This is a genomic window from Aminobacter sp. P4_H6_2, assembly GCF_056400805.1.
Window position 1 is genome coordinate 1 of the sequence record NZ_JBFUKO010000121.1, and the last position, 11075, is coordinate 11075.

At 59.1% G+C, this 11075-nt stretch carries 9 protein-coding genes and 1 tRNA gene; 6 read left to right on the forward strand and 4 right to left on the reverse strand.

The genetic code is table 11. From position 1 onward, the window contains the following. The first annotated feature begins 141 nt into the window (after positions 1-141). The 6 genes from AC1DUU_RS11790 to AC1DUU_RS11815 all read left to right on the forward strand — a co-directional run bounded on the left by AC1DUU_RS11790 (position 142) and on the right by AC1DUU_RS11815 (position 8181). Positions 142-378, forward strand: coding sequence for a hypothetical protein (locus tag AC1DUU_RS11790; RefSeq protein ID WP_476783601.1), 237 nt, complete (start codon positions 142-144; stop codon positions 376-378). Positions 379-389: 11 nt separating this feature from the next. After that, positions 390-2378 (forward strand): hypothetical protein, encoded by a 1989-nt coding sequence (locus AC1DUU_RS11795; RefSeq protein WP_476783602.1) that lies wholly within the window; start codon positions 390-392, stop codon positions 2376-2378. Continuing rightward, a complete protein-coding gene (locus AC1DUU_RS11800; protein ID WP_476783603.1) occupies positions 2375-5176 on the forward strand; it encodes a hypothetical protein in 2802 nt (933 codons plus the stop codon). Before AC1DUU_RS11795 ends, AC1DUU_RS11800 begins: the two co-directional genes overlap by 4 nt. Continuing rightward, a complete protein-coding gene (locus AC1DUU_RS11805) occupies positions 5173-6792 on the forward strand; it encodes an AAA family ATPase (protein ID WP_476783604.1) in 1620 nt (539 codons plus the stop codon). Before AC1DUU_RS11800 ends, AC1DUU_RS11805 begins: the two co-directional genes overlap by 4 nt. Beyond that, positions 6779-7681 carry a hypothetical protein gene (locus tag AC1DUU_RS11810; protein ID WP_476783605.1) on the forward strand — a complete coding sequence of 301 codons (903 nt, stop codon included), beginning with the start codon at positions 6779-6781 and terminating at the stop codon, positions 7679-7681. The genes AC1DUU_RS11805 and AC1DUU_RS11810 overlap by 14 nt, the downstream gene beginning before the upstream one ends. 230 nt (positions 7682-7911) lie before the next feature. Continuing rightward, positions 7912-8181: a hypothetical protein gene (locus AC1DUU_RS11815; RefSeq protein WP_476783606.1), complete on the forward strand. Its 270-nt coding sequence runs from the start codon at positions 7912-7914 to the stop codon at positions 8179-8181. A gap of 31 nt (positions 8182-8212) precedes the next feature. Here AC1DUU_RS11815 and AC1DUU_RS11820 read toward each other — a convergent pair whose 3' ends face one another. The 4 genes from AC1DUU_RS11820 to AC1DUU_RS11835 all read right to left on the reverse strand — a co-directional run bounded on the left by AC1DUU_RS11820 (position 8213) and on the right by AC1DUU_RS11835 (position 10879). Next, positions 8213-8392: a hypothetical protein gene (locus tag AC1DUU_RS11820; RefSeq protein WP_476783607.1), complete on the reverse strand. Its 180-nt coding sequence runs from the start codon at positions 8390-8392 to the stop codon at positions 8213-8215. 389 nt (positions 8393-8781) lie between these two features. After that, positions 8782-9345, reverse strand: a complete 564-nt coding sequence (locus AC1DUU_RS11825; RefSeq protein ID WP_476783608.1) for a hypothetical protein — start codon at positions 9343-9345, stop codon at positions 8782-8784. Positions 9346-9561: 216 nt separating this feature from the next. Further along, positions 9562-9636 (reverse strand) — tRNA-Glu (locus tag AC1DUU_RS11830). Between the two features lie 73 nt (positions 9637-9709). After that, positions 9710-10879 (reverse strand): YcbK family protein, encoded by a 1170-nt coding sequence (locus AC1DUU_RS11835; RefSeq protein WP_476783609.1) that lies wholly within the window; start codon positions 10877-10879, stop codon positions 9710-9712. Between the last annotated feature and the right edge of the window lie 196 nt (positions 10880-11075).

Genomic DNA, 11075 nt, shown 5'->3' on the forward strand with positions numbered 1-11075 from the left:
GGCCAAGGCGGCCAAGGCGGCCAACAAGGTGGCCAGCAAGGCGGCCAAGGTGGCCAAGGCGGCCAACAAGGTGGCCAGCAAGGCGGACAGCAAGGCGGCCAAGGCGGCCAGCAAGGTGGCCAGCAAGGTGAAAGTACCGAGTTGAAGGAGGATTTCTTCGGAAATCAGACCCCGATGCCGGCAATCAGTCTGCGCGATCCCAAAGGAACGGGTGGCTCGGGCAGCTCGACGACGAACCCAAATACAAAGGCGCCCGACCCTAGTGGGAAAAATGTCCTCGATCAAGGGGCCAAGAATCGAGATCCGTCGGGAATCGACGACACCAATGGTGCCATCAACAACGAGTCCCGGGACAAGCCACCCTATCAGATGAACTAAAGGGGACGAGGATGCGGAGCTTTCTAGCCGATTGGCCGATCCGGATCGCAGCAATTGCTGCCACGATCGTAGCTTTGGCAGTCGGCGTCGCCTTGGCCGTGCTGCTTCCGCAGCGATGGTTCTCGCTCACTGATCCGACGATTGGGCGGGAGTGGATCCTAGGGGCCGCGCTGCTCTACATCGCAGCGATCCTCATTCGCTTCGGCTTCCCTTCTCTGCCATACGCGCGGATGTTCGGGCGCAGTCTGATCCCATTTGCCGCTGCCGTCTTAAAGATCGTCCTCCTCTCCGCCGGGATTACGGTTCTTTTGCTCGCGGCATTCAACCCGGTCGCCGGCACACGCCTTTACATCTATGTCGACTACAATCCGAATGTCGGCGGCGACGGCAGGGCCGCGCTTGCGCGAAACCTGATCGCCCAGCGTGAGAACTGGCTAAAAGGAGGCGGCGCCGAGAGCGACCTCCACTACATTCCCGGCGATAGCGCGAGCATCAGGGAAGCGGTGGAACGCCTTGCGAGCGCACCGGACACTACCGTTCTTTTGGAGATAGACCAGCTCCTCCAGCAGTTCAAGGATGGTTTGGGCGCCACTTCATCCACTCCAGATTTCGGCACGTTCATCCTTGCCAATCTCGAGACGTCCGTTGAAGAAATCGAGGCGTCCGGGCGAGCAGGTGATCGACTTGTCGTACTCAGTACGTGGCGTGGCGCCCCGCAAAACTGGGCGCTGGACATGCATAGGTTCGGGTCGACCTGGATACAAGTTGCCGGCGAATCCTCAGGTGGCGAAACCAGTCCAATGAGCGTGCAGTCCTATGAGATCGCGCACTATCCCGGTCTTCGGCCCATCCTTAGCATCCTCGTCCGAGCGGAAGCCGCGATTGAGCTGCTGAACCCACCACCTTCCGTATTCCTTACAAATGACGGCGACGAGAAGTGYGACAACCAGACCGGAACAGAAATAGCTGTCAACCTGGGTGGCGCGCCTTCCGCGATTGGAACTCTTAGCACCGGTAGGTTCGAGCGCGAGCAGACCCAGTTCGTCCAGATCCGGATCGTCCTGCCGGCATCCGGTCCACGGTTCGTATGCGTAAACTTCCCCGGCGCCAAGGGTGCACAGATCCAGTTACGGCAGCCGCTCTTTTTGGGTGTCAGGCAACTCCAGCTCAGCGCGTCTCCGGAGCTAGCCGCGATCCTAAGGGCCCTGGTAGATACGGGCTTCGAGCCAGCTGGCGGCGAACTTTCGATCTCACCGCTGGTCTCCGCCAAGATCGCAAAGACGGATGGTTCGGCTACAGTGAGCGTGCTGCTGGACGACAATGGAAACCCATCTGAAACCGGAAGCTTTGACATTAAGCTGCTTCCAGCAGTCGATCGGGGTTCTACCCCCGTGCTCTGGGACCTAGCGATTACGCCCAAGACCGATCCAGGCGTTCGGTTGGACGTCCTTGACTACGTGGCAGAAACTAAAACCAGACTGTCTGGACACCAAGCGAACTATCAGGACGCCCCGGCGTGCGGGGAGCGAAGTTCAATTGTCACCGCCAGCCCACAAGGCGAGAGCGGAAACTGCCACGATGTTCTCAGGATGGCGGGCCCTAGGCTGGAGCTTCATTTGCCTCCTCTGGAAGACATCACCTCGCTCCAGGATTCGCAAAGACGTGCACTTCGGACGACCCTGGTGCTGGCAGCCGCGATCGCTTGGTCGAATGGCAAGGGGGTGAGCCAGGCGCCGGTTACACGCGAGGACTACGCCGTCACCTCTGCGTCGACAGAAACTATCGGCTGGACCCCGATTGACGCGCCCCTATGGGAGCAGCTGGTCAAGGCCCTACTGGGTGAGGCCGATCCAAGGCCGGCATCGAACGCGGCCAACAGCGTGCGGCCAATTCTTCTGTCRCTGGGGCTATTGCTAATTGCGGCGGCCGCCGGGATCGGACTGGCGCGACCACTGATGCTCAGCTTCTCGCGTATCAAGCAACAGGAGAGTGTGACGTGAGTATCCTCGCTCTGATGGTCACCCTGCTTTGCGTCGCCGGTAATGTCGTCTTGCTGGTTCGCAGCCGCCGCCGCGGGCGCTTGGCAGCGACGCCGCTGGTCGTGCTGAGCCTTCTGGCCGTCAGCACACTGTTGCTAGCTCTGAATGTAAGCGAGGCTCTGCATCCGAGCCGCGAACTCAGGCTCTACTTCTCGCTGGCGGACATCAACGTCATCGAGAAGGTCTCCAGTTGCATCGAAGGCAAATCGGCTACCAACTGCCCCGAGGAGTTGCTCAAGCCGTCAGAGAACGTCGTCGCCGTTGTCTCACAAGCAGCCGTCGGGGACGTCGCGTTGCTTGCCCGACCCGGGGGGATTGAAACCGTACGCCAGCTTCTCGCCGAGGAGTCGTCCGTCGAGCAAAGCTCGGGGCTGACAGTCGAGGATGCCATTTCGGAGATCGGACAGGAGACAGCCGGCGGCGACAACATCTACCTGATATTGACTCCTCGTACTCGGTCAGTGTCGGCAGCGAGAATCGCATACCGGCAACTGCTCCAGGAACGACCAGAACTAAGGGAGCGCATCATCTTCGTCAGCGAGGAGGCTCTAGGCATCCCCCGGGACATGCTGATCCCGGACTTACGTCTCGATGCGCCAACAGTGATTTCTGCTAATGGAGGGGACTACAAGGTGCAGTTCTCGGGAGAGAATCGTACCAGTGGAGCCATAGAGCTCGCCGGACTGCAGGTCATCAGCGGCATCAATGCAGCCACTGTCAATACGCTCAAGATCCGCAAGGACACCCTCGAGATCGAGTCGGACCCGAAGCCTGGTCAAACCCTATCGATCGCACCGCGTGACTCCATTGATATCGATGGAACTTTCGCGACGGGGCCGATGGGGAGCGTGACGACCCACAGCATCGTGGTCACCAACCGATTTGGTGAAACGCTGGTTCACTTGAAGGCCGTCACCAGGGTCGAAAAGCCGGTCCTTGGCCTGCTACGGACAACTAAAGACGAGGGCGCTGAAAGCAGGAACGACTTCAAGCGCTTCGCCCAGGCCAGCAGCGTCGATGTGACCGATGTCTTCCTCGACTTCGCCGGGATGGCCGATCCTGCCAAGCTCGACGGACTGATTCAATCTTCAGCCGAGAACCTCGCATTGTGGGGAATGCTGGTTGTTGCGGAGCCGTTGACGGCGGAGCAAGGACAGATTCTGCTCGAGGTGCTGAAGCGCACCCCTCAAAATGCGAGCCCTCCGTCACTCCTTTTTGTAGGTGGTGGCGACTCCGGGACGTTGTTTCAGAACTTCGCCGATCCACGAATGACCGGGTGGCAGACTTTTCTCGACCCCTTGGGGATCCGAGATATCTCGGGCGCCCGAAAGATCCTTGTAGCCGTTGACCAGAGCGGCAGCCTTCGAACGTCGTCTTCCGACGTCAAACTGGCCATTCAAGTGCTATTTGACCCGAAGTTTGGCTTCGGCGCGAGAGATGCCAACCTGCTTCTTCCCTTCTGCGGTGCACCCGTGAACGGTCAGCGCGTTTGCAAACCAAAAGACCTCGAGGGCCAGCTCGAAACAGTTTTCGATATCAACAACTGGGAAGGGTCTGAGCAGCTGACAACTCTGAACGCTTTTGCCAAGGATCGCGCCACAAACCTATTCGCTATCCCAGGCAACTTCAGGGACGTCAGTGACTTCGTCCTCTTTTGGGACGGAGATGACATCGCCGGCACTAATGGCGGTGACGACAGATATATCTCGGACGCGGCCGCCGCCGTGCTACCAGAACTCGCGGCGCAAGGCATCAATATCCACATCGCAACCTTTCAAAGCAAAATCGTCGATGAGCGTGTAGCTGTCTTCGAAGAGTTAAGCCGCTTCAGCGGCGCAGATTCCGGCACGAAGTTCCGCGACAGCGTCGTCAAGACCGTCATCGGCCGAGGGCTTACTGTCGAGATCGGGAACATTGACAAAGTGAACGACATCGCAAAGCTCCGCCTCCTTGCGATCAATGGCAGTAAGGTCCAGGTCATTAACAGCCTGTTCGGCCCGAATACCTTTTCAGAGGTCGATGGCGCCGGCGCGGCAGTCCCGCTGCTTGTCCGCCACCCATCCGGCTTTCCGGTGCCTCTCATGGCCCTCAAAGATGCCGTGGGATTCGATCCAAGTGGCTCCGGGACGCCATTCAACCTGAAGATCGGCTATCTCGGGATCGATCTGGCTTCGGAGTTCGCGGCGATCGGGATCGCCGACGACCAGGATCGGCGGAACGCGGTGAGCAACGTCGTCTATGCCGCAGTCGACGCGATGGGCGCACAACTCCGAGCCCCATCCGTTTCCTGGCGCATCGACGGCAGCCGTGTAGCGGCCACCCGGGACGACTTCCTTCCCTTCGACATCACTAACGGCCTGCAGGCCGACATTCGTGGCTTCGAGGCCGATGGAACCTTGTCGCGGGGCAAGGGGCTGCAGCACGTGGGTTGGGATGAGCTCGGACTGGATCGGATGAGCATCGACCTATCCAGCACTAAGCTGGACCCCGGCGGGATCTATGGCGTGCAGCTTTCCTTTTGCCACCTGCAGGATGCCGCGGCAAAGGCCGCGGATGGGTGCTCGAAGGTTGAGCTTGAAATACCGGTAGTCGGCGCCTTTCCAACGTTGATCAGCGCAGCCGGCGTGGAGTCGTTTGGAAGCTCTCCGGCGGACAAGAACAAAGTGTCGGATCGCGCCTTTGCCATCCCAGAGGGTCTTGCACAACTGGCTTACGCAGCACTGGCTGCCGCAATTGCAATGGGAGTGTTTCTTCTATGACCCAAGATAGAAAAGGTGCTGCGCAGGCAACGGACGAGGACGATATCCGCAAGGTCGATCCCTCGTTCTTCGAAAAGCGGGACGGGGCCTTTCCGGACGCACGAACTTTGCGCAGTGGCAGCGAGAAGTATTCCAAGCTCTATCACATGGTCGAGAACTGGGAAGGCCTTCGGCGATGGAAAGACGAGGAGGAGCTCAACGCGATTGAAAACCACTACTACGGGCGCGACGCGGAACGACGATACTTGTGGCTAGACGAACTGGACCGCCACAGGGCGTTGTCTGGTGACATTCCCAAGTCACGAAAGCCCGAAGACGAAGACAGTGATGCCATCAAAGATGAGAAGTTTGCACTCCACACGACCCTGACATCGTTTTTTGAAAAGGCCCGCGCGTACATCTCCGGTCAGTACCCTGGAAACAATATCCTCGAGGCTTTCGACGCGATTTTCATCGGCCTGATGTTCGGCAGGCATGTTTATGTCGAGGGGTCATCAGGCATTGGCAAGACCCAGATAGTCCGCGAGCTCTGCTCGATGCTTTCGCTGCCCTACCAGCAGTACGATGCATATGCCGATGCCACGGATCTCAGTCTTCTGGGTGGCGAGGTACCAGTTTCTCAGAACAATTCAATCGCGTTCAGCTTCGAGCGGGGTCCACTGCTGACGCCAGGCCTTCTCGGGCTTGTCATCGATGAGCTGCCACGTCTGCCGGCCTCAACGTCGAATGTGCTCTTGCAGGCAATGGCCGAGCGGAAGGTTAGCGTCAGCCTTGTTGCAAGCGGACGCGGTACAGCCACTGTTCTGTTGTCGCCGCATTTCATAGTGATCGGGACCGGCAACCCGGTCGGCTACGGCGGGCAGGGTGAAAGGTCCTTCGCTCTGTTCGACCGCTTCGACATCGGCATCGAGATGAAGCACCCGGGGCTCGAGGCTCGCCGACAGATCTTGATCCAGCAGGGAAGGTCAGCCGCTCGCCCCGACTTCAAGCACAGGCCTGGGTTCACCCTCAACGCCATCAATTCACTGATTAAGGATGTCCGGATATCTTCGCTCTTCGTGCCAATCATGATTACGGCCGCCTATGCGCTAGGGCCGAACGAGTTTATCAAGCGGACGGAGACCGAGAACCCCGAGCGCCTCACCGATGAGATGCTGAGCCGGTTCGCCAATCTGACGGCTGATCCTCGCGAACTTGTTATGTGGGGAGCCGCCCGGGCATTCRCCAGCAAGCACAAGGGCGAGATTCGCCAGCTCATCAATATGGTCGAGGAGAACCTGACCGAGGGATCAAACCCTCGCGGCGAGATCTCTGTCGTCAACAATGCGAAGGCGCTCGCCCTTGTCCGGCACCAGCCCAAGGCCACGTGGACGACGCCGGAGGTCTATCTGGACGACCTTGGCCAGGCATTTCATTGGGCCAACTACGCGCGACTGAAGACCTATCCGGGGGCCGAGGGGAGGCGCGGCGCCCTTCTGGATGCGGCCACGGCACTGTTTTTCGACGCCCAGAAATGGACGTCGATTATCGACGGCTTGAAATCCGACTCCGGCGTTCGCAACGCAATCAATGACGAGCTCTTGAAGCTCAGCAAGAATCCGAATGTCCAAGCTTGATACAGAGGCAGTCGGATTGCCGGGCCGACGCGCTACTCTCGAACTGGCCTCACGCGTTTCGTGGCAGCTGGAGCGAGGGTTCCTGCCGTCCATCGACGACTACCAGGCCCGGCAGCGCATCCATGGGCGTGGCCAGACATCCGGGCACGTCGACGCGGGTCGCGTCAATCGAATCGATTTTACGCAATCCCTGATTAAGCGGAGGGTGCGTTATCGTGACGACCGCATAGCACCTCGGCGAAAGGTCAGAGTTGTCGTCGATATATCCATGTGTGACGGCTCGAGGAGCGCCAGGCGCCTGCTGGGAACCGCTCTGCTCGTGTCCTTGTCGCTTTGTACGCTGAAATCCACATCGATCATCCTCAAAGGGACTGGCGGGACCCAGAAATACCGGGACCAGTCGTTCGGCAGCGCCAGCGAGATCGACCTGCTCCTCGACACAATTGCGGACTTCGAGCGCGGGGGAGCGGGCGCCGTCACCGCTGGGAAACTGCGATTCGACCTGGGTGACACCACCTCCTACAGCTACTTTCTCGTAACCCACTCCATCTCTCCGGATACGCTGCGCCAGCTCAGTTGTCCCTTAGGCATGACCTGTGTGGTGGTGGAACCAACGGCTGGCAGGATCCCAGGAATCGAAACTGGCGTCTTTGGAGGTCGCTTTGGTGGCACATCGCCGGCACTGCTGAGCCGCGAGTTCGATCTCATCGTTGATCAGATGACGGCGGCCAGTCGTGGTCGCCTGGGCCCAGTTCTACGTGTTCGCGGCGATACGGACCTATCTTCCGCCTTTATGGAGGGCATCAACGACTCTCGGGCGGGCCGGGTCAGGACTCCGCAGCATGAGTTCAGGCTGACGCCACAATGGCCGTTTGTCACCTGGCGGTAGTTGCTGGAAAAGAGGCACGGGACTGGATAACAGAGTTTACGGCGTGGGTTCGGGCGCGATTTCTTGTTGATGTCGCTTTGGACCAGTTCAAGGCTCTATGCCTCAACCGGGTGCAGTAAAAAATCGGGTGGGGCTTCCCCTCGTTCGAAAGCTCTCGTAAGCGAACACCACAGGGGGCCAGTAGGGCATTTTTCCAACTGGCGATTGCATGCTCTGCCCTCAGCCCTGGGATGTCGGCGACCGCTGGCTGGTTGACCGTCGCACTTAGGGCGCTGCTGTTGCGCCGCTCCCGCATTTTCAGTTTTCCACGGATCGCAGCAGTTGCGAAACTGTCCAAAAGTGGCCACAAGAGCAAAACTAAGAAGAATCTATTCGAGGGCTCAGTGGATATCTTCCAACTCGATCAGGCGTTGATCGAACGATACGAAACGTTCGCCGATCTTGCGCTGGAAATTTCCTCGCAGGTCGATGCTGCCTTGTTGATTTCCACTGAGAGCTGACCCGGCGTTTCCACCGAGAAGTGACCCGCCCTTAGGTATCGTTCGTGTTGGTGCGGGGCTCCAAGAGTTGGAAGCGCCCGAGATTGTCGGCTGTACCAAGCAAACGACGCGATTTGACTGCAACTAATCCAATCTTTATCGCCGCTCGACGGGCGAGCATCTCAAGTGCTTTTTCGTTTTGCTCAGCATAGATTGACGATGAAGAGATCATTGTTACCTCCTAAAGGTGAAAACTTGGCACGGCCACGGGGCCGTCAAGCGACCCCGACGGGGCATTTGCCTTGCCTCACAGGAGGAGCGTGYCGCGCGTCCGCAGCATCGCTGCGGACATAGTGCCACGTTTGAGAGCGGCTGGAAAGGAGCCGCGCCCGGCTCGTATTGCCCACTACCTCTGAAAGCGCATTCAACGCTCAACGGTGTCGTACTGGTGTCGTACCAGTCGACCGCGTTCAAGGGCAGTTCGAAACCGAATGCAGCAAAAGTCTGATTTTGTTTAAGAATTTGGTGGGCGATGCAGGGATTGAACCTGCGACCCCACCCGTGTGAAGGCTTAACTCCCGGTCGAGGGAGCGCGGCGACGAGGCAAGCGCTCAAACATTATTACTCTGCTGCAGGGTCGGTGGTTTGCAGGCTCATGCCCTGAAGCCAGCGGGTGCGGTTGTTCTTGCTCTCGTGTATAGCCAGGAACAACGATCGTCCGCTGCTCAAAAGCGCCAATGCGTCGCTCGTGAAGTGCGGCGAAACACGAACCCAGACTGTCCAGCGTGGCTCACCACGAATCTTGTCGATGAGCCCCATGCCTGGGGGCGGATTGTATATCGGGATCTCCTTGCCGCGGTAAGGGCGGTACATTGGCGAGCGGTGTTCGTCACGCGCCTGTACGTCCTTCACTTTCTCATTGAGTCGAGGTGAGGTGTCGCCATAGATAGTCAATTCGAACGCATCGCCGGCCCGTTTCTCTGGGTAGGTTACAATCCCGGCAACTGTCAGCCGAGTTGTGAACTGATATAGTGGATCGTCGTCGTCCAAATCCCACGCATATTGCGGGCTATAGACGTTGGGATTGATCCGAGCTTCGACGCTCGCCTCGCAGCGCTGGACTTTTATGGCAAGGTGAGTGTGCTCTTCGCCAGGCTTCTTCTGACGCTTCGTACTACGGGGCATCGCAACATCCGCCTAGTTGTCTCCATGGGAGTAACCTGAGCGGACGAACTCAACCTAACAAGGCGCTAATTCACTCTACGACGCTCTCGGCTGGGTTCCGGCACATTGCGGGGCGCTTGCGACTTACTGAGCAAGTTCCGATTCCCATGCACGCCGCTTTTCGGGTCTCTTATCGGGACGAACGTTTTGGCGACAAAGCTAAGTGCTTGAAAAACCTGGTACGCCCAAGGGGAATCGAACCCCTGTTACCGCCGTGAAAGGGCGGTGTCCTAACCGCTAGACGATGGGCGCGCTCAGGTGAAGCGGTGTATAATTGGCTTGTTCGCAGCAGGCAACCCGTCTTTTGCTGCTGTGCAAAGTTTTTTTAGTTGCCCCTGCGGCAACGCCAGTTCCAGTCGCGCTCCGGCCCAATATCGATGTGCACCGAGTTGGTGTGGCAGTAGGTGCCGACGCCGCCACGGCCCGGCATGGAACGCAGGAAGGTCGCCAGTTCCCATTTGCCGACGCCCGGAATCTGGATGTCGGCAGCCGCGCAATACATATGCTGCGAATTCTTGGCGCCACGGGCGCGGCGATTGCGCTCCGGATTGCGGTAGCCGGAGGTGACAATCATCTTCTTGYCGTAGCGCTGCTCGGCAGCCTTGAGTATGCGCACCAGCGACGGCTTGAGGCAGGCGACATYGACGCTCTCGGTCTGCTTCAACAGGCCGTTCGGGGCAAGTCGGGCCATGCCGGCAGCCGAGGCCAGCTGGAGGCCTGGTTCTTCGTCCTCGTGCAGGTCGACGTCACTGTCGTCGTCGATGCCTGACTTGCGCTTGATTTCGAACAGATCCGTGGTGCGCACGCCGGGAAGGGCAAAGTCACCACCGGACGAACCACCTAGCGAGGCCAGCGCCACCGGCTTGGCACCGGACCTGGCCGAAGCAAGCGTGATGATCGGCTTGGCTTTTTCCTCGGTGGTGGCGGGTGCCGGTGCGGCGGCGGCAGTTGCGATGAGCGGTTTCGCCTTCTGCTCGGCCGGCGCCGGAGCAGCCTTGGCGGGCGCTGAACCGAAAAATGAAGCAAGAAAGCCCTTTTTCTGCGGCGGTTCTGGCTTTTCGGGGGCAGGGCCGTTTGTCAGGTAGAAGCCGGTATCTTGCTGGACTGGCGGCTTTCCTGTCTTCGCTTCTGCGGCTTGGGGAGCTGAGGCTTCCGTCTTCGGCTGCTCGGCTGCGGCGACCGGTGCGTGCTGCTGCTCAGCGCTGGCGAGCGCGGTTTCCGCTGGTGTCGTAGCCGTTGGATTGGCAAGGGGAACGTAGCCGACCTGCTCGGGAAGGGCAGAGTCGCCGTTCATCACAAGATTGGTGGCTGTCGGCGCCGCGCCGGGGGCTCCCTGCGACGTTGCCTGGCCGGTTGCATCTGCGGTGAGGGCAGTGTTTGCAAGTTCGAAATTGGGTGCGCCCGTCGAAGAGCAGGACACGGCAAGCAGCGAAACCAGTACGGTCAGCGCAACGCCGCATCGCCGGTCTGCGAATCGCAGGTGTCCTGACGTCAAAGCGGTCCCCTCTCATGCACTGCAGGCCAAAGATCACGCTTGGCGATTAAATCGAACGTCTAAGCAGGCACGCTTCCGAATAAGAAGCGGCACTCAATGATATGGCGATGATCCCCAACTATCGAGCTAGGCGCCAAATAAGGCAAGATCATGATAGGCGCCACGTTTTCGCCCCCTTTGTTAAGGGCGTCAACTC